Origin of the sequence: Deinococcus sp. (assembly GCF_018260555.1) — a bacterium.
Taxonomy (GTDB): domain Bacteria; phylum Deinococcota; class Deinococci; order Deinococcales; family Deinococcaceae; genus Deinococcus.
Genome location: NZ_JAGLBB010000002.1, coordinates 44,364 through 65,388, shown reverse-complemented (window position 1 = coordinate 65,388; position 21,025 = coordinate 44,364). Strand labels below are relative to the sequence as shown.

The 21,025-nt window shown below is 68.2% G+C and carries 21 protein-coding genes and 1 tRNA gene; 6 read left to right on the top strand and 16 right to left on the bottom strand.

The window, feature by feature from the left end; all coding sequences use genetic code 11:
- Positions 1 to 24 precede the first annotated feature (24 nt).
- The 3 genes from QZ271_RS00945 to QZ271_RS00935 all read right to left on the bottom strand — a co-directional run bounded on the left by QZ271_RS00945 (position 25) and on the right by QZ271_RS00935 (position 2,594).
- The gene (locus tag QZ271_RS00945; RefSeq protein WP_291428102.1) at positions 25 to 903 is read right to left on the bottom strand and encodes a 1,4-dihydroxy-6-naphthoate synthase; all 879 of its coding nucleotides are present in this window, start codon (positions 901 to 903) and stop codon (positions 25 to 27) included.
- Positions 904 to 1,140: 237 nt separating this feature from the next.
- The gene (gene ribF / locus QZ271_RS00940) at positions 1,141 to 2,052 is read right to left on the bottom strand and encodes a riboflavin biosynthesis protein RibF (RefSeq protein WP_291428099.1); all 912 of its coding nucleotides are present in this window, start codon (positions 2,050 to 2,052) and stop codon (positions 1,141 to 1,143) included.
- Positions 2,049 to 2,594, bottom strand: a complete 546-nt coding sequence (locus tag QZ271_RS00935; protein WP_291428097.1) for an NUDIX hydrolase — start codon at positions 2,592 to 2,594, stop codon at positions 2,049 to 2,051. Before QZ271_RS00935 ends, ribF begins: the two co-directional genes overlap by 4 nt.
- Positions 2,595 to 2,663: 69 nt before the next feature.
- Between QZ271_RS00935 and dgt the strand changes: the two genes are divergently transcribed.
- Together dgt and QZ271_RS00925 are read left to right on the top strand one after the other, a co-directional pair.
- A complete protein-coding gene (gene dgt, locus QZ271_RS00930; RefSeq protein ID WP_291428095.1) occupies positions 2,664 to 3,794 on the top strand; it encodes a dGTP triphosphohydrolase in 1,131 nt (376 codons plus the stop codon).
- Between the two features lie 93 nt (positions 3,795 to 3,887).
- Positions 3,888 to 3,964, top strand: a tRNA-Ile gene (locus QZ271_RS00925).
- Between the two features lie 228 nt (positions 3,965 to 4,192).
- On the opposite strand, the gene QZ271_RS00920 is transcribed toward QZ271_RS00925, so the two are convergent.
- The 4 genes from QZ271_RS00920 to QZ271_RS00905 form a co-directional block, all read right to left on the bottom strand.
- Entirely contained in the window at positions 4,193 to 5,047 is an 855-nt protein-coding gene (locus QZ271_RS00920; protein ID WP_291428093.1) for a CBS domain-containing protein, read from the bottom strand.
- Positions 5,048 to 5,397: 350 nt separating this feature from the next.
- The gene (gene lipA / locus QZ271_RS00915; RefSeq protein ID WP_291428090.1) at positions 5,398 to 6,390 is read right to left on the bottom strand and encodes a lipoyl synthase; all 993 of its coding nucleotides are present in this window, start codon (positions 6,388 to 6,390) and stop codon (positions 5,398 to 5,400) included.
- Positions 6,391 to 6,392: 2 nt separating this feature from the next.
- Positions 6,393 to 7,109, bottom strand: a complete 717-nt coding sequence (lipB, locus tag QZ271_RS00910) for a lipoyl(octanoyl) transferase LipB (protein WP_291428088.1) — start codon at positions 7,107 to 7,109, stop codon at positions 6,393 to 6,395.
- A 139-nt stretch (positions 7,110 to 7,248) separates the two neighbouring features.
- Complete coding sequence (locus QZ271_RS00905; RefSeq protein ID WP_291428086.1) at positions 7,249 to 8,025, bottom strand: hypothetical protein; 777 nt, start codon at positions 8,023 to 8,025, stop codon at positions 7,249 to 7,251.
- A gap of 205 nt (positions 8,026 to 8,230) precedes the next feature.
- Here QZ271_RS00905 and rplS point away from each other — a divergent pair, with 205 nt between their 5' ends.
- Both rplS and QZ271_RS00895 read left to right on the top strand, forming a co-directional pair.
- Positions 8,231 to 8,713, top strand: coding sequence for a 50S ribosomal protein L19 (gene rplS / locus QZ271_RS00900; protein ID WP_291428084.1), 483 nt, complete (start codon positions 8,231 to 8,233; stop codon positions 8,711 to 8,713).
- Between the two features lie 278 nt (positions 8,714 to 8,991).
- Positions 8,992 to 9,804 (top strand): HAD family hydrolase, encoded by an 813-nt coding sequence (locus tag QZ271_RS00895; protein ID WP_291428082.1) that lies wholly within the window; start codon positions 8,992 to 8,994, stop codon positions 9,802 to 9,804.
- Positions 9,805 to 10,085: 281 nt separating this feature from the next.
- Here QZ271_RS00895 and QZ271_RS00890 read toward each other — a convergent pair whose 3' ends face one another.
- Positions 10,086 to 10,649, bottom strand: coding sequence for a PsbP-related protein (locus QZ271_RS00890; protein ID WP_291428081.1), 564 nt, complete (start codon positions 10,647 to 10,649; stop codon positions 10,086 to 10,088).
- Between the two features lie 5 nt (positions 10,650 to 10,654).
- Positions 10,655 to 12,130 carry an ATP-binding cassette domain-containing protein gene (locus QZ271_RS00885; RefSeq protein ID WP_291428079.1) on the bottom strand — a complete coding sequence of 492 codons (1,476 nt, stop codon included), beginning with the start codon at positions 12,128 to 12,130 and terminating at the stop codon, positions 10,655 to 10,657.
- Positions 12,131 to 12,436: 306 nt separating this feature from the next.
- On the opposite strand from QZ271_RS00885, the gene QZ271_RS00880 reads away from it, so the two are divergent.
- Together QZ271_RS00880 and QZ271_RS00875 are read left to right on the top strand one after the other, a co-directional pair.
- Positions 12,437 to 13,357, top strand: coding sequence for an SPFH domain-containing protein (locus tag QZ271_RS00880; protein ID WP_291428077.1), 921 nt, complete (start codon positions 12,437 to 12,439; stop codon positions 13,355 to 13,357).
- 4 nt (positions 13,358 to 13,361) lie between these two features.
- Positions 13,362 to 13,823, top strand: coding sequence for an NfeD family protein (locus QZ271_RS00875; protein ID WP_291428074.1), 462 nt, complete (start codon positions 13,362 to 13,364; stop codon positions 13,821 to 13,823).
- Positions 13,824 to 13,998: 175 nt separating this feature from the next.
- Here the strand turns inward: QZ271_RS00875 and rpsI are convergent, their stop codons facing one another.
- From rpsI to QZ271_RS00840, 7 genes are all read right to left on the bottom strand, one after another.
- Complete coding sequence (gene rpsI, locus QZ271_RS00870) at positions 13,999 to 14,400, bottom strand: 30S ribosomal protein S9 (protein WP_189063470.1); 402 nt, start codon at positions 14,398 to 14,400, stop codon at positions 13,999 to 14,001.
- 2 nt (positions 14,401 to 14,402) lie between these two features.
- On the bottom strand, positions 14,403 to 14,828 hold the full coding sequence (gene rplM / locus QZ271_RS00865) for a 50S ribosomal protein L13 (RefSeq protein ID WP_291428070.1): 426 nt from the start codon (positions 14,826 to 14,828) through the stop codon (positions 14,403 to 14,405).
- A gap of 480 nt (positions 14,829 to 15,308) precedes the next feature.
- Positions 15,309 to 15,734: a type II 3-dehydroquinate dehydratase gene (gene aroQ, locus QZ271_RS00860; protein WP_291428068.1), complete on the bottom strand. Its 426-nt coding sequence runs from the start codon at positions 15,732 to 15,734 to the stop codon at positions 15,309 to 15,311.
- Positions 15,735 to 15,759: 25 nt separating this feature from the next.
- Positions 15,760 to 16,866, bottom strand: coding sequence for a 3-dehydroquinate synthase (aroB, locus tag QZ271_RS00855; protein WP_291428066.1), 1,107 nt, complete (start codon positions 16,864 to 16,866; stop codon positions 15,760 to 15,762).
- Positions 16,853 to 17,617 (bottom strand): shikimate kinase, encoded by a 765-nt coding sequence (locus QZ271_RS00850; RefSeq protein WP_367114283.1) that lies wholly within the window; start codon positions 17,615 to 17,617, stop codon positions 16,853 to 16,855. The genes aroB and QZ271_RS00850 overlap by 14 nt, the downstream gene beginning before the upstream one ends.
- Before the next feature lie 9 nt (positions 17,618 to 17,626).
- Positions 17,627 to 18,775: a chorismate synthase gene (gene aroC / locus QZ271_RS00845; RefSeq protein WP_291428065.1), complete on the bottom strand. Its 1,149-nt coding sequence runs from the start codon at positions 18,773 to 18,775 to the stop codon at positions 17,627 to 17,629.
- A 221-nt stretch (positions 18,776 to 18,996) separates the two neighbouring features.
- Entirely contained in the window at positions 18,997 to 21,024 is a 2,028-nt protein-coding gene (locus QZ271_RS00840) for a secretin N-terminal domain-containing protein (RefSeq protein ID WP_291428064.1), read from the bottom strand.
- Between the last annotated feature and the right edge of the window lies 1 nt (position 21,025).

The following is a 21,025-nucleotide window of genomic DNA, read 5'->3' as shown; positions in this document are numbered from 1 at the left end:
CGGGCGGGGTCATGTGGGTGGAATTCAGGCCAGCGGCACGAACAACGGCTGGGCGGAATCGGCAACCGCGCCCACCGCCACCGCCCGGCGGTGCAGTTCCCGCACGGCCCGCTCGCCCTCCTCGCCCACGTCCAGGCTGAAGGAATTCACGTACAGGTCGATGTGCGCCTGCATGACCTCGTCCGACATTTCCAGCGCGTGCTGCCGGATGTACCCGCGTGACGCTTCCGGGTGCGTGTACGCGTACTCCAGGCTGCCGCGCACCGCCGCATTCAGACCGCGCTGCGCGGCCAGCGGCAGATCACGGCGCACCAGGATCGCGCCCAGCGGCAGGGGCAGCCCGGTGTCCCGCTCCCACCACGCACCCAGGTCCAGCAGGCGGGTCAACCCGTGCTCATGGAAGGTGAAGCGGGACTCGTGAATGATCAGACCCGCGTCGATAGGCTGCCCGCCGTACTCGCCGCGCTGCACAGCGGGCATAACTTCGTCGTAGCGCATGCGGATCACGTTCACGCGCGGGAAGACCAGCCTTAACAGCAGTTCCGCCGTGGTCAGCGCGCCCGGCGAGGCGACCGTGCGGCCGTTCAGGTCCTGCACGTCCCCGCGCGTCACGATCAGCGGGCCCACACCCCGGCCCAGCGCCCCGCCAGAGCGCAGCGCCACGTACCGGTCCATCACGCCGAAGTACGCGCGGTAACTGATTTTCGTCATGGGCAGGCGGCCCTGCGTGGCCCAGTCGTTCAGGGTCTGCACGTCCTCCAGGACCTCGCGCACCGGCAGCGGCCCCTGTACCAGGCCCGCGTGAAGCGCGTGGAAGATGAACGTGTCGTTCGGGCACAGCGAGTACCCCAGGTCCAGCACCGCCGGCAGGTCACTTAGGGGAGAGGGGGCAGCCTGACTCATGCCGCCCAGGGTACGCCCGGCTGCCCACGCGGAACGCGAGCCCAGCTACCCTCCCGCCCGCCATATACCGTCCCGCCTTCTGCGGCGATGGACGGCCGCCCCTTGGGGAAGAGGGTCGCGGGCGCCGCTTAAATACGTTGGAGCGGGAAAGCGCCGGAACCTCTCCATTCCCGCTCCAACGTACTTTCTTCTGCTCCGCGCTCCGCGCGGTTTATCCGCAAGATAAACGCAGTGAACTTAGCGCACGTCTTTCAGGGCGTGGCGCGCGGCGTCGGCGTCGCGGGCGATCTGGGCTTTCAGTTCGTCCAGTCCACTGAACTTCTGTTCGCCGCGCAGGTGCGTGAAGAACTTCACCTGCAACTCCTGCCCGTACAGGTCGCCGCTGTACCCGAACAGGTGCACCTCGAAGCGCCGGTCCACGCCGTTCACGGTCGGGCGGAAGCCCACGTTCGCCACGCCGTGCCAGCGTCCCCCGCCTTCCAATGCCGGGTCCCCGACCGCCACCACTGCGAACACGCCCAGCGGCAGGGCCTTGCCGTCCGGCACGCGGATGTTCGCGGTGGGCCAGCCGATGGTGCGCCCCAGGCGGTCGCCCTGCACGACCACGCCCTGCGCGTCGTAGTGGCGGCCCAGCAGGCGGCCCGCGCCCACCACGTCCCCGGCCCGCAGGTACTCGCGGATGCGGGTGCTCTTGATGTCCTCACCGCCCAGCTGATGCATCGGGAGCGTCACCACCTCCGGCGCGACCCGGCGCAGATCGTCCACGCCGCCCGCCCGGCCCCGCCCGAAATGAAAGTCCTCGCCGACCACGACCGTGCGCGGCCGCAGTTGCCGCAGGTCGTCCAGGAACGCCTCCTTGGGCCGGGACGCGAACTCCGGCGTGAACGACGCCGCGATCGTCTCGTCGATCCCGTAGCGGTCCAGCAGGTCCAGTTTCTCGGGCAGGGTGGACAGGAACTCCACGCCCTGCGTCAGCACCCGCGTGGGCGGGTCGAAGGTGTACACCACGCTCGGCACGCGGTGCTCGCGCGCCTTGGCTTTCAACTGCGCGATCAGCGCCTGATGACCCAGGTGCACGCCGTCGAACGACCCGATTGCCACGACCGTCGCCGTGTCCGGGCGCTGGGTAGGGGAGACGTACGTCTTCACGACAGCTCCTGCCCGGCGCCCCCGGCCAGCACCTGAAGGCCGTACAGGGCCGCCGTTACCGTCGAGGCGCTTCCGATCAGCGACCCGTCCCGCAGGCCCGACAGTACCTGCGAGGGCGGCAGCCACAGCACCTCGATGCCTTCCTCGTCCTCGTCGTGCGGCAACTTACTCTGCCGCAGGTTCGTCGCGTGGAACACGAACAGTTCCTCATCGCAAAAGCCGGGACTGGAGTAAAAGCGCGTCAGGAGTTCCATGTCCCCGTCCAGTTTCGCTTCCTCCTGAAGCTCCCGCCGCGCCGCGCCCACCGGGTCCTCGCCCGCGTCGATCAGGCCCGCCGGAGCCTCTACCGTCACGGCGCCCACTGCCCGCCGCGCCTGACGCACCAACAGCATCTCGCCGCGCCCGTTCAGGGCCAGGACCGCCACGGCGCTCGCGTGCCGCACGATCTCCCATTTGCCGTCCATGATTTCCAGGCGCACGATGTGCCCGTCGAACACCACCCGCGTGCCCGCCGCGCCCGGCCCGTCCTGACTTCCGCTCATGCCCAGACTGTAAAGCACCTGCTCCCAACCCGCACCCCGCGCCCCCGCGCCGTCTGCCACACTGACCGCATGATCACGCGCCGCGACCTGGAAGCCCGCGAGGCCAGCACCCTGGCCCCCCACGCCACCCTGAGCCGAGACCACCGCGGCCGCGAGCACCCGGAAGCCGAGAGCGACACCCGCACCGGCTTCCAGCGCGACCGGGACCGCGTGCTGCACACCACCGCGTTCCGCCGCCTAGAAGCCAAGACGCAGGTGTTCCTCTCGGCCGCCGGGGACCACTACCGCACCCGCCTGACCCACACCCTGGAAGTGCAGCAGGTCGCCCGCAGCGTCGCCCTGAGCCTCGGGTTGAACGAAACCCTGGCCGAAACCATCGCCCTGGCCCACGACCTGGGGCACCCTCCCTTCGGGCACGCCGGAGAACGCGTGCTGAACACCCTGATGCAAGGCGACGGTGGCTTTAACCACAACCTCCAGGCGCGGCGCATCGTCACGCTGCTCGAACACCCCAAAAGCGAGTACGCGGGCCTGAACCTGACCCTGGATACCCTCGACGGCCTGAACAAACACCACCGAGGCGGCCTGGGCCAGCCCAGCCTCGAAGCGCAACTCGTGGACGCCGCCGACGCCCTGGCGTACACCGCCCACGACCTCGACGACGGCCTGCGCAGCGGCCTGATTACCCCCGACCAGCTCTCAGGTTTGCCTCTCTGGCAGGAACTCCTGACCACCACCCGCGTTCACCCGCACCCCCTGACCGAACAGGGCCGCCGCACCCTGCACCGCCACCTGCTCGGCTGGCTGATCCGCGACCTGACCCACGCCAGCGACCACGCCATCACCGCGAGCGGCGTCAGCACCGCTGCCGGGGTCCGTGCCCACCCCGGCGGCCTGATCACCTACAGCCCCGCCACGCAGGCGCTCCTGAGCGGCGCCCGCACCTTCCTGCGCGACAACCTGTACCGCCACTGGCGGGTCGAAATGCAGGTCGAGCGGGCCACCCGCGTCCTTGCCGCCCTGTTCACCGCCCTCCAGCAGCGCCCCAGCATGCTGCCCCCCAGCTACCGCGACCTTGCCCAGACGAGCGGCGTGCCGCGCGCCATCTGCGACTACCTGGCCGGCATGACCGACCGCTACGCCCTCGAAATGCACGCCGCCCTGACTGGCACCGGCACCCCCACCACCTGGCCCCGCTGACCGCACCACACCCCGCCAGTTGACAGCTTCCCGGCCCCCTGATACATTTATGCCCGCCTGCCTGAGAGGGCAGCGCAACGTCAATACTGGTGCGCGGGTGTAGCTCAGCTGGTTAGAGCGCACGCCTGATAAGCGTGAGGTCCCCAGTTCAAGTCTGGGCATCCGCACCAAAGACAGAAACCCCGTCACTGACGGGGTTCTCTCGTTCTACCTGCGGGGCGTGCTGATACGGATTCCGATTGACTCGGTGCAGTTCCGAATCAATCCGAGCGGACGTGAGTGGGAACAATGTACGGATTGGGCGGTATGGAGCCGCAGGCGGCGCTTTTTCGACTGTGGCGCAGTGGAGCGGAATCCGTATGATATGCATCCGCCAGCGTGTTGGCTAGAGCGTGAGATCAGGCGGGCGGTCTCTCGCCCAGAAGGGTTCTCAGAACGTCGCTGATGGTGATCACGCCGAGCAGTTCACCGCCGCTGTCGATGATCGGCAGGCCGTGCACGTCGGTTTCCAGCATGCGGGTCAGGGCGTCACGCATGGGCGTTCCCTCGAGCAGGTAACCGCTGGGAGGCCGCATCAGGTCACGGACTTTCTGTTCTGGCACCAGCAACTGCGTGCCCAGTACGGTGGATGCCTGCGCTCCCGCTGCGCGGTCCAGGGCCGCTGCCACATCGGTTTCGTGCAGCACGCCCACCAGGGTCGTGCCGTCCATGACCGGCAGGACCCGCAGCCGCGCCCTGTGCAGCCGGTCCACGCCGTCACTGAGGGGGTCATCGGCGCCTACGGTCATCACATTCCGGGTCATGTGCTGATCGGCCGACCCCCACTGCAACCGGGGTCGGTGCGCCTCGCTGCGTAGCACGTCTGTCAGGGTCAGCATGCCGAGCAGTTCATCCGTGTCGGGGTCCACGACCGGCAGCCCGCCCACCCGGCGGTCCAGCATCACGCGGATCGCGGCCGTCAGGGGCGTGCCGGGCGTGGTGGTCAGCGCGGGCTGCCGCATAGTCTGGCCGACGCGCACGCGACCCACGCGGTCCGTGAACGCCCAGGGGCTCAGGCCCTCGCTCAGGGCGGGCAGGGCGCGGCGCACCTCGCCGTCCGTCACGATGCCCACCACCCGGCCGTCCTGCACGACCGGCAGGCGTTTCACGCCGAGTTCCTGCATGGCGACCACGGCGGCGCTGAGTGGTTCATGCGCGCCGATGGTCACGGCGGGGCGGTGCATGGCATCCTGCACGAGTCTGGGTTCCGGCATGTGGTCAAACCTCCTGCCCGCAGCGTGCGCCGAGCGGATTAGCGGGGCGTTACGGTCTGCAAGCGGCCGGGGCACGCACTGGCCCCGGCTGTTCATGAGAGCTGTTCTACAATCTGATACGGATTCCGATTGATTCGGTGCAGTTCTGAATCAATCCGAGCGGACGCGAGTAGGAATAGCAGACGGGTTTCGCGGTATGGAGCCACAGGCGGCGCTTTTCCGACTGTGGCGCAGTGGAGCGGAATCCGTATGACCTGTCCCGCAGAGCGGGTGGGAATAGACAGAGTATGCCTTGTGCCAACCTCCGTTCCTCTGCTGCTCGCTGGTCGGCGTAGCTCTCCGGGTCCGGATCAGATCAGGCTGAGTTCGCTGCCTTCGCCCAGGTGCGCGAGGTGGTCGGGCAGGTTGCCGGGGCGGTCCATGACGATCTGCTCGGCCTTGTAGGAGGAGCGCACCAGGGGGCCGCTGACGACTTCCAGGAAGCCCATGGCCATGGCCTGGCCGCGCAGTTCGTCGAATTCGGCGGGGGAGACGTAGCGTTCGACGGGCAGGTGGTGCATGGTGGGGCGCAGGTACTGCCCGAAGGTCAGGACGTCCACGCCGGCGGCGCGGCAGTCGCGCATGGTCTGGGTGAGTTCCTCGCGGGTTTCGCCCAGGCCGAGCATGATGCTGGTCTTGGTGATGACGTCCGGGCGGACCTGTTTCGCGTGCGCCAGGACTTTCAGGGTCTGGTCGTAGTCGGCGCGGATGTCGCGGACGGGATGCGTGAGGCGGCGCACGGTTTCGAGGTTCTGGGCGTAGGTGTCCACGCCGCTGTCGAGCACGAGGTCCACGCAGTGGGTGTTACCACTGAAGTCGGGGGTGAGGGCCTCGACGCGTGTTTCGGGGTTGAGTTTTTTGATGGCCTGCACGGTCTTGGCAAAGTGGTACGCGCCGCCGTCGGGCAGGTCGTCGCGGTCAACGCTGGTCAGCACGACGTACTTCAGGCCCATGAGTTGCACGCTCTCGGCGACGCCCTGGGGTTCGTCGAGGTCGAGTTTGCCCATGGGGTTGCCGGTGTCCACGGCGCAGAAGCGGCAGGCGCGGGTGCAGATGTGGCCCATCAGCATGAAGGTGGCGGTGCCGCGGCTCCAGCATTCCCCGATGTTGGGGCACATGGCTTCCTCGCACACGGTGTGCAGGCGGTGTTCCTTGACGATCTTGCGGACTTCCGTGAAGACCTGTCCGGTGGGGATGGTGACTTTCAGCCACTCGGGTTTCTTCTCGCGGACCGGCACGCTCCCCTTGCGGTAGATGCCGTTCTTGATGAACTTGGGTTCCTTGGGGGTGTTCTCCTGGGTCATGCTCAGCTCCCTGCTGCGGCGGTCGTGGGCAGCGTCCAGTCGTACTGGGCGAAGGTGGTGTGGAAGGCGCGCGTCAGGGCGGCCCGGGCGTCTTGCATGCTGGGCGTTCTGTCCAGGCCGCGCAGGTCGTACTCGCGTTGCACGCTGGTCATGTGCGTCTGCGTGAGGCCGCACGGCACGATCAGGTCGAAGTGCCCGAGGTTCGGATTCACGTTCAGCGCGAGGCCGTGCAGGGCGACGTTGCGCTGCACGGCGACGCCGAACGACGCGATCTTCTGGTCGTACGTCAGGCCGTTCACGTCCCGTTCCGAGACGTACACGCCAGCGTACCCGGGGTTGGGGCGCGCGTCCGGGAGGCCCAGGTCGTGCAGGGCGCTGATGGTCGCTCCTTCCAGCAGGCGCAGGAAGTCCGCGACGCGGCGACCAACGGGGAAGATGGCGTACGCGACCAGCTGGCCGGGACCGTGGTACGTGACGTCGCCGCCGCGTTCGACTTCCAGCACCTCGATGCCCTGCGCCTTCAGGTAGTCGCGCGTGACGATGATGTTGGTTCCCTCACGGGCCTTGCGGCCCAGCGTGAGGACGGGGGGGTGTTCCACGAGCAGCAGCGCCGGGCGGCTCCCGGCCACGACCCGCTCGTGGTGTCGTTTCTGAAGGTCCCAGGCGTCCCGGTACGGCGTGACGCCGAGGTCCAGAACGTCGAAGGGGGCGTGCGTCATGCGGGGATTGTACGCTGCGCAGCTGGCCTTTTATCGTGTCGCAGGCGGGTGTTCGGGCCGAATTGACCAGTAAACGTGGTGAATCCTACGCTCCGTGCTGGTCAGGCGCGTCCGGCCCGCCTGGACGGGGCCGGGACGATCAGTCCTGACGCACCCCCTGCGCCTTCTCCGCCATCAGGTGCGCGAGTTCCTCCAGCGCCTGCGCCTGGGTTTCGGGTGACGCACCCGTGCCGGTCATCTCCTCGGCCACAGCTTCCCCGATGCGGCTCAGGGCATCCACCTGCTGCGGGGCGGCGCCGTCCAGTGCCCCGATGAGTTCCACGACATGCTCTCCTTCCTCGGCCAGGGTCTGCACCTGTTCCTGCTCGCTGAGGCGCTTCAGACCCACCACGCGGTCGTGGAATTCGGCGCTCACGCGGTCCAATTCACCAATCTGATCCAGCGTCCGGGCCTGCACCTGCGCCGACTGGATGATCGTCTCCAGGGTCGCCACCTGTTCGCGCACGCGCCCATGAATGGCTTTCAGGCGTGCCACGCTCAGGTCATCGACGGGCGTGTGCGCCACGGCGTCCAGCGCCTCGCTGACCAGTACGTCCATCGCCTGCGCCGCCGTGAACTGTGCCTGGCTGCTCTGCAGGATATCCCCTAGCGCCTCAGACTGCGCACTTCTCTCCGGGCCTGACGCATTCAGCGGTAGTGTGCGCAACTGTTCTGTCGTCAGGTGCACGACCTGCCGCAGCGCGTCCGTGGCGGCCAGTCCCTCACGGCCCGCGCGGATCATGGCTTCCAGCGCGCTGGTCTGTGCCCACCCGGCCGCGCCGACATGCTCACGCGCCCGGAATTCCGACACGCGGCGGCGCTGCCTCAGAGAATCCTCGCGGACATCAACCAGCGCGCTGCCTAACGTTTCCTTCACGTGATCCATATCAAAGGCAGACTGACCCGCCCCCCATTCTCATAAGGTGAGCGGCCCCTCACTTGCCCGGAGTGGCCTGGCACCTGCTATACTCTTACGGTCCGGTCGACTGCCCCTGGCGGCGACCTGTTCACCCAGGAGCATGAACGTCTCTGCCCGCAGACAGTGGGATGGTGGGACGGTCCGCTGCCCGAAGGAGTCAATCATGCAGCACGCAATCAAAGCGAACCGTGGCGCCATTCTGCGCGCCGTCGAGCAGCCCCACATCAAGACCGACGCCCCCGAGTTCCGCCCCGGCGACACCATCCGCGTGGAAACGAAAGTCGTGGAAGGCACCCGCACCCGCAACCAGGCCTTTGAAGGCGTGGTCATCGCCATCAACGGTTCGGGCAGCCGCAAGAGCTTCACCGTTCGCAAGATCTCCTTCGGTGAAGGCGTCGAGCGCGTGTTCCCCTTCAGCAGCCCCCTGCTGGCCAAGATCACCGTGCTGGAACGTGGCAAGGTCCGCCGCGCCAAGCTGTACTACCTGCGCGACCTGCGCGGCAAGGCAGCCCGCATCAAGAACGACCGCAGCCGCGTGATGAAGGACGCCGCGCGCGCCCAGGCCGAGAAGGCCGCCAAGGCCGCCGCGCCCGCCCAGGCCGAACCGGCCACCGAAACCGCTGCTCCCGAAACCCAGGGCGAGTAAGCCCCAGCCGGGCTCAGGCCCACCTGTTTCAACGCGCCGCCCCGTGACTGGAGGCGGCGCGCCCCTGTCATACGGACTCCGATTGAATGGCCTGCAAAGCCGCCGGGTCCGAGCGGATGCGAGTGGGAGAGAAACGGCCCTCCGGACGTGGAGCTGGCCATCCGGTGAAATTCCGGATTGTCGGCGAAACAAACGGCAGTCCGTATGAGTGCATGCGGCCCGGCGGATGTGCCGCGTGTCCTCGCGCGCTGCCGGTCGGACGCGCTAGGCTGCCGCGCGTGACCGTGACCCTGCCCGCCGACCTGCCCGTGACCCTGCCGCTCCTGATGGCCTTTGACCTGGACGGCACGCTGATCCCCGACGCGGGGCGCGAGGTGCAGCCTGACGCGGCGCAGGCCCTGGCGCGGCTGCGGGCGCTGGGCGTGCAACTGGCCATCATTACTGGACGGGACACGCCGCCGTCGCAGGTGCTTCAGGTCATGCAGCCCCACGCGGTCGCCACGAACAACGGAGGCCGCGTCCTGATCGGCGATGATCTGCACACCGAGGTACGCTTCAGTGACGCGGACCTGGAAGCCACGCTGGCCCATGAACTGAACGGCGCGCGCGTGGTCCTGTTCACCGCCGATGGCCTGTTCGTGGACCTGCCGCCCGGAGTGGAACCCGAACCTTGGATGGTTGTGCGCCAGTTCCGCCCGCTGGCCGACGCGCCGCGCGAAGGCATCCTGAAAGTCGGTTACTACCACCTGCAGGTCGCGGCGTTCGCGGGGCGGCTGCGGACCACGCACCCGCACCTGGTCCTGACCGGCGCGCAGGACCCGTACCCGCACTTCCTGACCGTTACGCCGCAGGGGGCGCACAAGGGCGCGGCCCTGACCCTGATCGCAGACGCCCTGAAGGTGCCGCACACGCGGACCGTGGCCTTCGGAGACAGCGACAACGACGAAGCCATGCTGGACGTCGCCGCGTACGCCGTGCAGGTCGGATCACTGCCCCTCCTGACCCCCCACGCCGACGCCCGCGTGCCCGAACAGGAACACTTAGGCGCGTTCCTGCACGCCTGGGCTGACCGACTGACCACGGCCCGCTGAGCGGCGCCGCAGGTTAGAGAACAGGGCAGAGCGATCAATGCCCTGCCCTGTTCTCTGCGGTATGACCTTGCCTGCCGAGAAGGCGCTGCCGGACATGACCGACAGCGACGACCGACTGGACCGCCTGCGCAGTCAGGGCCCGGGTGATACGGATTGCGCTCCACTGCGCCACAGTCGGAAAAGCGTCGCCTGCGGCTCCAGACCGTGAAGGGGCGTCTGCTGTTCCTACTGGCGTCCGATCGGATTGATTTGGGACTGCAGCGAGTCAATCGGAATCCGGGTTACTTGCCGGTCAGGGCGAAGGAATTCAGGATTTCACGGCCCGACTCGATCAGCTCGGCCGGTGCGCCGTTGGGGATCATCAGCGTGACGGTGTACAGCCGGTTGTTTTTCACCGTGAACACCTGTGACCAGCGGACGCCGCCGCCTTCGCCGTCGCCGGTGTAGGTCCAGAGAATGGCGGGCGTGCCGCTGACGCGGATGGTCTTCTCGCCCAGCATCTTCAGTTTCGGTACTTCCTTGACGAGCTGCCCGGCGAACAGGTCCCGGAAGTCGGCCAGCGTCGCCTTGATGGACGGTTCGACATCCTGCGTGCGGACGGTCACGGTGGGCCGGAGCGCCCCGACCGTCTTGAACGCGAAGGCCACGTCGGTATCCGGAACGTTCTTCAGAGGCGTCCAGCCGGCCGGCACGCGGAGACTGAAGCCCCGGTCACTCCGGGCCGTGATGGCCTCGATGGTTCTCTGTTCCGCCGTGGTGGGCGCGGCGGCAGGAGCGGTCTGGGCTGCCGCGCCGGTCAGGGCGGGCGCGGCGAGCAGGGCGAGGGTCAGGAGGGCGCGCTTCATGCGGTTCAGGGTAGTGCCTGAAGGTGAGCCGAATCTGACGCCGCGCCGGGTGTGCGCGGTCCCTGGTAGGCGGCCTGGCCTCCCGACAGGTGCAGGTGGTGGGTCAGCCCGGCCGGAGCGTCGGACGCCCGGTGCGCGACGATCAGCAGGTGCGTGCCGCCGCGCACGAGGCCCGGCAGCAGGCCCAGGAACGCGGCGCGTGACCCGGCGTCCAGGAAGTCCAGTCCCTCGTCGAGCAGCAGCAGGCGCGGACGGTGCGCGGCGGCGCGGGCCAGCAGCAGCCGCCGCAACTGCCCCTGCGAGAGCGTGTCGGCCGGGCGGTCCAGCAGGTCAGCGGCGTTCAGGACGGCGGCCAGGCGGGCGACCTCGGCGTGCTGCGCGGCGTCCAGGGTGTGCGCGAAGCCCTCGGTGCCGTCCCAGGCGCTGCCGATCACGTCCCGGCCCGTCCACTCGCGCCGCTGCCGGATGCCCAGTTCTGCGCTGACCAGCCCCACGCCGCGCCGCCGTTCGCTCAGCAGGTCGCGCGTCAGGAAGGGCCGCGTGACCTGCCCGCCCAGGGCAGCGTGCAGTTCCCCGGCGATCAGGCGGGCCAGGGTGCTCTTGCCGCTGCCGTTCTCGCCGGTCACCAGCCAGTGCTGCCCCGCGCGCCACGTCCAGGTCAGTGGCCCCAGCGCGCGGTGCCCGTTGCGGTACACCTCGGCACTGCGGACGGTCACGAGGTCGCGCGGCAGACCGTCCGTGGGCGGAACGCGCAGGGCAGGCCAGGGCGCAGGCCAGTCTGCCGTGGGCGCGCCCTGCCCGGCGGCACTCACGACGCGCCCGCCCTGCACGCTCAGGGTCCGCCACGGCAGCTCCGGCGCTTCCTCTGGCCGGTGCGAGGCCAGCACGACCGCCACCCCCGAGGCGTGCACGGCGGCAATCACGGCCCCCAGTTCCGCGCGGGCCTCGCCGCTCAGGCCGTCCGTGAACTCGTCGAGCAGCAGCAGTTCCGGCGCGGGCATCAGCGCCGCGCCCAGCACCGCCCGCCGCCGCTGCCCGTGACTGAGGGTCCGCACGTCCCGCCCTAGCAGCGGCCCCAGCCCGGTCAGGGCCGCCACGTCGGCCACGCGCCGCTCCTCGGTGGGGGTGGCCTGCCACAGGTTCAGGCGTTCGCCGCGCGCCGCGCCCAGCAGCAGGTCCCGCACCGTCACCGCCCAGTCGCGCGTCAGGTAGAACGCTTCGGCGTCCGGGCCCACCACCGCCAGGGACCGCCGCGCCCGCACCGCCGACCGTTGCTCCTGCCCGCCCAGCCGGTAGACGCGCTCGCCGCGCAGCGGGGCGACCTCGCCCGACAGCAGCCTCAGCAGCGAGGTCTTGCCGCCCCCGTTCGGGCCGCGCAGCAGCAGCGCCTCGCCCCGCGCGACCTCCAGCGTCACGTTCTCCAGCAGGGTGCGGCCCCCGGCCACCACCGTCACGTCCTTCAAGGTCACCAGCGCCGTCATGTCCGCGAGTCTAGCGGCCCCGGCGCAGCGCAGACGGCACACCGTGCACGGCTCAGCGTGGAGCCCAGGGCGCACGCCACCGCACGGGACGCCACAGCACAGGACGCCACAGCACAGGCACTGGCCGCCGCGGCTGGGCGTGCCGCTGGCATCAGCCTGCTCGCCGCGCACCTGACCGGCCGTGACCCCTGGACAGCAGGCGGGCGCTGCCGCTGCTGGGCAGCGTTCCCGTGCCATGGCCGTACCAGCCTGCGCAGGGAACCTTCGCGCGGCCCGGCGCGTAAGGAGCGGTACACAGGAGGCACCATGGGATTCACTGTTTTCGTCTGCGTTCTGCTGCTGCTGGTCATCATTACGCTGCTCGCCGGGGTCAAGAGCGTGCCCCAGGGGTACCAGTGGACCCAGGAACGTTTCGGCAAGTTCCAGCGGTCCCTGCACCCCGGCCTGAACCTGATCATTCCGTACATCGACCGGATCGGCCGCAAGGTCAACATGATGGAACAGGTGCTCGACGTGCCCAGCCAGGAAATCATCACCCGCGACAACGCGCTCGTCACCGTGGACGCCGTCGTGTTCTACCAGGTGCTCGACGCCGCCAAGGCCAGTTACGAGGTCGGGAATCTGCAACAGGCCAGTCTGAACCTCACCATGACCAACATCCGCACCGTGATGGGCAGCATGGACCTCGACGAACTCCTGAGCAACCGCGACCAGATCAACGCCCGCCTGCTCAGCGTGGTCGACGAGGCCACCGCCCCCTGGGGCGTCAAGGTCACGCGAATAGAAGTCAAGGACATCAAGCCGCCCGCCGATCTGGTCGCCAGCATGGCCCGCCAGATGAAAGCTGAGCGCGAGAAACGCGCCAACATCCTCGACGCCGAGGGCTTCCGGCAGGCCGCCATCCTGAAAGCCGAGGGCGAGAAACAGGCCGAGATCCTGAACGCCGAGGGCCGCCGCCAGGCCGCCTTCCTGGAAGCCGAGGCCCGCGAACGTCAGGCGCAGGCCGAGGCCGAGGCGACCCGCATGGTCAGCGAGGCCATCGCCGCCGGGAACGTCCAGGCGATCAACTACTTCGTCGCGCAGCGCTACGTGGACGCCCTGAAGGAGATCGCCACCGCCCCCAACCAGAAGACGCTGATCCTGCCGGTCGAGGCCGTCAGCGTGCTCGGCAGCCTGCAAGGCATCGCGGAAGTGGCGCGCGAGGCCTTCGGCGGCCGCAAGGACTAGGCCCGTGGACTGGCTGCCCACCCTGGAGCGCGTGCAACCCTGGCACTGGTGGGTCCTGGGCGCGCTGCTGCTGATCCTGGAAATCGCCGCGCCCGGCGTGTTCTTCGTGTGGCTGGCCCTGGCCGCCTTTGCGCTGGGCCTGATCGTGTTCGTCCTGCCCGTTCCGGTGGCCGTGCAACTGCTGCTGTTTGCCGCCCTGAGCGTTGCCAGCGTCCTGCTGGGCCGCCGCTACCTGGGCCGCCTGCTGCCCAGCTCACCCGAATCGGCCGGGCTGAACCTGGGCAGTGGCCGCCTTGTGGGGCAGACCGTGACCGTTACCCAGGCCATCGAGAACGGCGTGGGCCGCGTGCGCGTCGCGGATGGCGAGTGGCGAGCCACCGGCCCCGACCTGCCCGCCGGGTCCCGCGTGCTGATCGTAGAGGCCGACGGCGCGACCCTGCATGTCCGCGAGGTGGGCGGCAGCTGAACCTGGGCGCTACAGCTTTCGCTTCACTCCACCCACTGGAGGTCTGTTGTTCCGCCTTGCATCCACCCGGATTGATTAGGAGCCGCACCGAATGAACCGCAGTCCGGATAGGAGGGGACAGGGACGCAAAAACCCCCTTCGCAGAGGGAGGGGGCCAGGTGCAGCGGGTGCGGGGTTAGCGCTTGCTGAACTGAGGAGCGCGGCGAGCCTTCTTCAGGCCGTACTTCTTGCGCTCGACTTCGCGGGGGTCGCGGGTCAGGAGGCCCTTGGGCTTCAGCTGGGTGCGGAAGTCAGGGTTGACCTTCAGCAGCGCGCGGGCGATGCCCAGCTTGATGGCGTCGGCCTGACCGGTAGGGCCGCCGCCGACAACGGTGATCACGGCGTCGTAACGGCCGGCAGTGCCGGTCTCACGGAACGCCTGGAGGGCGTGCACGGCGCGCAGCAGACCACGGAAGTAGGTCTGGAACTCTTTGCCGTTCACGATGATCTTGCCTTCGCCGGGGCGGAGGAACACGCGGGCCACGGCGGTCTTGCGGCGGCCGGTACCGTAGAACTGTTCAGGTTGCTGAATCGCCATGATTATTTGACCTCGAGCGTCTGGGGTTTCTGGGCGGCGTGGGGGTGCGTCTCGCCGGCGTACACCTTCAGGCGGGGGTGCATGGCGCGGCCCTGACGGCCCTTGGGCAGCATGCCGAACACGGCGTGCTCGATGACGCGCTCGGGGTGCTTCTTCAGCGCCTCGCGGGCGGTTTCGGTCTTCAGGCCGCCCTGGTAGCCGCTGTAACGGGTGTAGACCTTGCCGTCGAGCTTGTTGCCGGTCAGGGCAACCTTCTCGGCGTTCAGCACGACCACGAAGTCGCCCTGAATCATGTTCGGCGTGAAGTCGGTGCGGTGCTTGCCACGGATGCGGCTCGCGATCAGCGTCGCCAGGCGGCCCAGGGGCACGTTCGTTGCGTCCACAACGACCCAGTTCTGCTCGTCATTTTTGGGGATGTAGGTTTTCACCGTGAAACTCCAGGAAGATGGGATTTGGCTGCGACACACCCCGGTCCGACGGGGAGACGAAAACGTGTGTGTCCGGGTGCCTCCCGGTCGCCTCGGCCCTACCAAGCACGAGACACTAAAGGCAAGGCTATCAGATTCCGGGGTCTGGGGGCAAGTGCCGGGGCGCAATCCAGTGGTGGGGGTTTGGTTTTCTCTTGCCTCCACTGGCGTCATTTCTCTCTTCTGGCGTCGCTGATCTAGAAGGCAATGGCGCGCCTGTCTCGTGTGCCCAGACTGGACGCACAGCACCCACTGACGGCGGCGAGGGGCAGCAGGCCGCCGTCATACGGATTCCGTTTGTTTCGATGACAATCCGGAACTTCACCGGATTGCCAACTCCACGCCCGGAACCCGCTTTTCTCCCACTCGCTTCGCCCGGATTGAAGGGTCTTCGCAGTCCCTTCAATCGGAGTCCGTATCAGAGGCAGGCGACCTCTCTGGTCACGCCTCTATCAGCGCTTCCATGCCCAGGCGGTAGCCCAGGAAGCCCAGGCCGCTGATCTTGCCGCGGCACACGGCGGCCGTGACGCTCTTATGCCGGAAGGCTTCGCGGGCGTCCACGTTGCTGATGTGCACCTCGACGACCGGCAGGGGTTGCCCGGCGATGGCGTCGCGCAGCGCGTAACTGGAGTGGGTGAGCGCGCCGGGGTTGATGACCACGCCGCTGAACCCCTGCTCCTGCGCCTCGTGAATCCATTCGATGAGTTGACCCTCGTAGTTGCTCTGGCGGCAGGTGACAGAGGTGCCGAGTTCCGCGCCCCAGCTTTCGCACTGCCGCTCGAGGTCTTCGAGGGTCTGGGAGCCGTACACGCCGGGTTCACGCAGGCCGAGGCGGTTCAGGTTGGGGCCGTTCAGCACGAGCAGCATGCCCCCAGCCTACCGCCCCGGCGGGTCAGGTGGGCGCGGGGTTGTGCAGCGGGGCGGCGGGCAAGCCTGCGCCGCCCAGGCCCAGCTCCTCGAGGTCCGCCTGCCAGCCCGTGAATTCGGCTCTCAGGACGCTTTCGGGCACGCGGGTCAGATACGGGTCGGCCAGGGCGCGCAGCAGCACGAAGCGCACGCCGTCTGCGTCGGCTTTCTTGTCGCGCGCCATGAACGGGGCCACGTCCTCATAGGTCAGGGCGGGCAGGGGAGGGGGCCGCTGCCAGCGCAGAAACGCCCGCGTGTGATCGGTCAGGTCCGAGCCGCCCAGCGCCCGTGAGAGCCGCGCGGCGTAGTGCAGGCCGTACCCGACCGCGTCGCCGTGCGAGACGCCGTGATGCGTGACAGCTTCCAGCGCGTGCGCCAGCGTGTGCCCGAAGTTCAGGTAGGCCCGCTCGCCCCGCTCGGTCGGGTCGCGGGTCACCACACCGGCCTTCACGGTAATTGCGTCGGCCACGGTGCCTTCGAGCAGGGCGCCGCCGGGCCGGAATTCGGGATCCAGTACGCGCGGCAGCAGGCTGGGGTCGCTGATCAGGCCGTGCTTGAAGGCCTCGGCGGCGCCCTCGCGGAACACCGCCTGCGGCAGCGAGGCCAGGGTGCCGGTGTCGCACCACACGGCGCGCGGCGGCCAGAACGCCCCCACCAGATTCTTGCCTTCCGGTAGGTTCACGCCGGTCTTGCCGCCCACGGCGGCGTCCACCATGCCCAGCAGCGTGGTCGGCAGGGTATAGAACGCCACGCCGCGCAGGTAACTCGCGGCCGCGAAGCCCGCCAGGTCGGTCGCAGCCCCGCCGCCCAGGCCCACGACCGCGCCGTCACGGGGAATGTTCGCCCCGGCCAGCCGTGACAGCACGCCGCCGAGCACATCCAGGGTCTTGCAGTCGTCTCGGGCAGGCACCTCGACCGTCACGGCCGGGTTCAGCGCCGCCTGCACCTGCGCCACGAACTCGCGTGGCAGGTCCACCGGGTGAATGAGTGCCACGTGCCGCTCCGGGACGCTCAGGCCCGCCAGCAGATCCGCGCCGACCGTGACCGTGTAGGCTCCGGGCTCTCCGGCGTGGCCGACCTCAATCCGCCGCACGGTGATCCCCCCCGGCGCCACCCTCGGGCGCGGCCGCCCAGGCGTGCTGCACGTCCGCCCAGTCCCACAGCCGCTCGATGATTTCCTCGACGATCTCCTCGCTGGGGCGCCCGTCGCTGTGCACGTGAATGGTGCCCTGCCGGTACACCGGCTCGCGTTCATCCATCATCGAGCGGATGGTCGAGAGGGGATCCTCGACGCGCAGCAGCGGCCGGTCACTGTGCTTGGTGCGCTGGTACACCGTTTCCGGGGTGGCCCACAACACCACGACCGGGCCACGCTCCAGCAGTTGACGGCGGTTCTCCTCCTGAATGAAGGTCCCGCCGCCCAGGCTGATCACCGCGTGCTCCAAGCGCGTGACGCGGTGCACGACCTCGTGCTCGCATGCCCGGAAGTACCCCTCGCCCTCCTGCTCGAACACCTCGGGGATGGTCTTGCCCACCACGCGGGTGATCAGTTTGTCGGTATCCACGAAGTGCAGCGCCAGCGCCCGCGACAGCTCCCAGCCGATGCGGCTTTTCCCGGTCCCCATGAAACCGGCCAGAGCCACCCACGACACGGGGCGCTCGATGAGGCCGGAACTGAACATGGGGGACAGTGTAAGGGAATCCCCGGGGAGCGGCGTGACGGATGCACCCTCACCGGACGCCACCTCTGGCGGCAGCTCCCGCAGGTGCGCGTTCAGGCCGTCCTCCAGGCCCCGCAGGAAGGCCGCCAGGGCCCCCGCGTCCTCCCGATGGGTGTCGCTCACGCGCCCGCCTCAGTACGCCCGGGCGTAGGCGCGGGCCGCCGCCACGCGCTCCTGCAACTCCGGCAGGGTATCCCCGCCGAACTTCTCCAGCATCGCCTCGGCCAGCACCCAGCCCACCGCGCACTGCAGCACCACGCCCGCCGCCGGAACGGCCGTCGTGTCACTGCGCTCACGGGCCGCGTCGGACGGTTCGTGCGACACCACGTTCACGGTGGGCAGCGGCTTCATGAGCGTGGCAATGGGTTTCATGGCGACCCGCACGATCAACTCCTCGCCGTTCGTCATCCCGGCCTCCAGGCCACCGGCGCCGTTCGTGTCGCGCGCGTACGTTCCTTCGCGGTAGTACACCGCGTCATGCACGCCACTGCCGGGGCGAGTGGCGTTCTCGAAGGCCCGTCCGATCTCCACGCCCTTCATGGCCTGCACGCTCAGGCACGCCTGCGCGATCCGCCCGTCCAGCTTGCGGTCGTAATGCACGAACGACCCCAGCCCCACCGGCAGGCCCCGGAACCGGACCTCCAGAATGCCGCCCAGCGTATCGCCGTCCCTCTTCGCCTGATCGATCCGCTCGCGCATCTGCCCGGCAGCGTCGGCGTCCGGCGTGCGCAGGTCACTGTCCTCGATGGCGTCCAGGGCGTCCCACGAGAAGGCCTGCCGCGTCTCGATGCCCGCCAGGTTCGCTACGTAGTTCGCGCCCTGCACACCCAGCTCGCCGAGCAGTTTCAGGGCCACGCTGCCCACCGCCACGCGCGCCGCCGTTTCACGCGCACTGGCGCGCTCCAGCACGTCCCGCAGGTCCCGGTGCCGGTACTTGATCCCGCCCGTCAGGTCCGCGTGGCCGGGCCGCGCGTCCGTCAGTGACTTCTTGCGAGGCTCGCCGCCCGGCTCGGGCGACATGATCTCGGTCCAGTTCCGGTGATCCTTGTTCGCAATGGCCAGCGTGACCGGCGCGCCCGTCGTGCGGCCCGCCCGGACGCCACTCAGGATCTCGGCCTCGTCCGTCTCGATGACCATGCGCCGGCCCCGGCCGTACCCGCCCTGCCGCTTGCGCAGCCACGGGTCGATATCCCCTTTACCCAGATCCAACTGCGCAGGCAGCCCCTCGATGATGGCCGTCAATTGCGGCCCGTGCGACTCCCCGGCGGTCAAGTACCTCATACCACCGGACTGTAGCGCCCCCCGCGCCCCGCGCAGCCGCCCATGACCAAACAAACACACCCCCCGGGCCGCAGCGTGCGGTGGGGGGCGGAATGAACACGAGAAGGTCTGCGAATTCTGGCTGATACGGGTTTCGCGGTATGGAGCGAAACCCGTCTGCCCTTCCTCCTCGCGTCCGCTCGGATTGATTCAGAACTGCAGCGAATCAACCGGAAGCCGTCTTACTTGACGACGTTCCCGGTGATGACCACGAGCAGCTGCGTCGTCTCCTTCCTGATGGCTTCCTTGCCGAACAGGCCGCCGATCACCGGAATGGTGGACAGGAACGGCACACCGTCGCGGTTGGTCGACTCGGTGTTCTTCAGCAGCCCGCTGAGCAGCAGCGTCTCGCCACTCTTGAAGGTCAGGGTCGTCTGTGCCTCGCTGTTCACGAACTGCAACACGTTCGGCAAGGTATCGGCCGTGATGGTCGTGCGCAGATCGTTGATCTGACCGCGCACCCGCATGGTGATCGTACCGTCCGGCGCGACCTGCGGATCGAAGAAGTCCAGGTTCACGCCGTAATCGATCTGCTTCTGAATGGGCGCCACGTTCGCCGCCGTCGAGGGAATGTTCAGTTCCAGTCGCCCGCCGCTCTTGATGGTCGCCGCCGCCGTCCCCGACGCGTTCTGGGTGCCCGTGCCGCTGCCCAGCGAACGCTGGCCGCTCTGCATGGTGATCGCGCCGTCGTACACGCTCTTGCTCAGGCCCTGGCCCTGCAACGTGTTCAGCGTCGCGCCCAGGTTGAAGCCCACCAGGCTGCGCGTCGGATCGAAGGCCGCGCCCAGCCCGCCGCTGCCCGCGCTGACCGTGAAGCCCCCGAAACCGGCCTTCCAGTCCATGCCCAGGCTGCGGCTGGCGGTCTCCGTGACCTCCTGAATGCGCACCTGCACGTTGATCTGCGGCACCCGCTGATCCAGGCTCGGGATCAGTTCGGCCACCTGCGCCACCTGATCTGCCGTGCCGCGCACGATCAGGGTGTTCGTCCGCTTGTCCGCGATGATCGACGCGGTCGCGGCCTTGGTGTCGGTCGCGCCCGTGCCTGCGCCTGCCGTGCCTGCGCCTGTGATGCCCGCGCTTGCCGTGCTGACGACCGGGTTCAGCGCTGCGTTCGCCAGCGCCCCCGTGGTGTACGGCTGCCCGGTCGTCGGGTCGATCAGCGTGGCGTTCGGCACAATCGAGCTGCCCGTCAGGGTACGGGCCAGCGCGCCTTCCAGGGTCGCCTTGACTTCCTCGACGCTGGCGTTCACCAGCTGGAAGACCCGCTGCGCGATGGGAATAGTTGGTGCAGGTGCTATGGGTTTGTCCACTTGCTGCAATAACGCAATGGCGGAATTGACAGACCGTTGATCTCCACTCAGGATGATCTGATCAGTAGTTCCAACTCTAATTGCTTTCAAAAGAGGATATTGAGAGTTTAAAAGGGCAATAATCTCTGCGGAGATTCCTCTGACATTGTATATTTTTCTGGATGACTCATCCGTCGCGTCAGTTCCATTGACATCTGCTTGCTGAATAGCCCGGATGACTTCCGCAACTTCTTTATTAGTTCCTCGTACAATGAGGCTATTGGTTCTTGGGTCTGGCACTATGCGTAGAGTGGATGAGTCAAGTTTTACATCAATCAGTGTCCGCGTAATCCCTATGGTTTGCCCTGCTTCATTGAGGCGCGGCGTCTCTGTATACACCGGCATGCCAAATGATAGTTTGACTTGGAGTGCCGCTTGATTGGCTTCTGTGTTATTAAGTTTGATGATGCGCTGGATGGGCGTGTTGCTGACGCGCAGGACCGGTTCGCCGCTCAGGCGCACCACGTCGTAGCTCAGGCCGTACACGTCCATCAGCAGCGGCCAGACCTCATTGAAGGGTTTGTTCTGGAAGGAGTACGCGACCGGGCGGGCCGGGCCCGTCGCGGCGGCCGTACCGGCGGTGCCGCTGCCTGCCTCGGTCGTGGGGGCCGCCGTACCGGCCGCCGAGGGCAGCGCGTCCACGTTGGTGTCCAGGATCAGCCCGTACCCGGCCGATTTGGCCAGCGCGGACAGCAGGCTCGACAGTGGCCCGGCGTAGCGGCCGATCTCGATGGTGACGTTCGCGCCGGACAGCGCGCCGTCGGCCACGGCACTGGTCTGTGCCGGGGTGGTGGGAGAGGTCTGCGCGGCGGCCATGCCCAGCGCGGCAGTCAGCAGGAGGAATGCGAAGCGTTTAGTCATG

Coding starts and splice junctions, on each gene's coding strand:
- QZ271_RS00885 (WP_291428079.1), bottom strand. CDS start 12,130: ATGACGGCGCTGGTGACCTTGAAGGACGTGACGGTGGTGGCCGGGGGC.
- rplS (WP_291428084.1), top strand. CDS start 8,231: ATGCAGCACGCAATCAAAGCGAACCGTGGCGCCATTCTGCGCGCCGTC.
- dgt (WP_291428095.1), top strand. CDS start 2,664: ATGATCACGCGCCGCGACCTGGAAGCCCGCGAGGCCAGCACCCTGGCC.
- lipA (WP_291428090.1), bottom strand. CDS start 6,390: ATGACCCAGGAGAACACCCCCAAGGAACCCAAGTTCATCAAGAACGGC.
- aroQ (WP_291428068.1), bottom strand. CDS start 15,734: ATGCTGCTCGTGCTGAACGGCCCCAACCTGAACCGCCTCGGCCTGCGT.
- QZ271_RS00935 (WP_291428097.1), bottom strand. CDS start 2,594: ATGAGCGGAAGTCAGGACGGGCCGGGCGCGGCGGGCACGCGGGTGGTG.
- QZ271_RS00840 (WP_291428064.1), bottom strand. CDS start 21,024: ATGACTAAACGCTTCGCATTCCTCCTGCTGACTGCCGCGCTGGGCATG.
- rpsI (WP_189063470.1), bottom strand. CDS start 14,400: ATGGCGATTCAGCAACCTGAACAGTTCTACGGTACCGGCCGCCGCAAG.
- QZ271_RS00920 (WP_291428093.1), bottom strand. CDS start 5,047: ATGCCGGAACCCAGACTCGTGCAGGATGCCATGCACCGCCCCGCCGTG.
- QZ271_RS00890 (WP_291428081.1), bottom strand. CDS start 10,649: ATGAAGCGCGCCCTCCTGACCCTCGCCCTGCTCGCCGCGCCCGCCCTG.
- lipB (WP_291428088.1), bottom strand. CDS start 7,109: ATGACGCACGCCCCCTTCGACGTTCTGGACCTCGGCGTCACGCCGTAC.
- aroC (WP_291428065.1), bottom strand. CDS start 18,775: ATGAGGTACTTGACCGCCGGGGAGTCGCACGGGCCGCAATTGACGGCC.
- QZ271_RS00945 (WP_291428102.1), bottom strand. CDS start 903: ATGAGTCAGGCTGCCCCCTCTCCCCTAAGTGACCTGCCGGCGGTGCTG.
- QZ271_RS00880 (WP_291428077.1), top strand. CDS start 12,437: ATGGGATTCACTGTTTTCGTCTGCGTTCTGCTGCTGCTGGTCATCATT.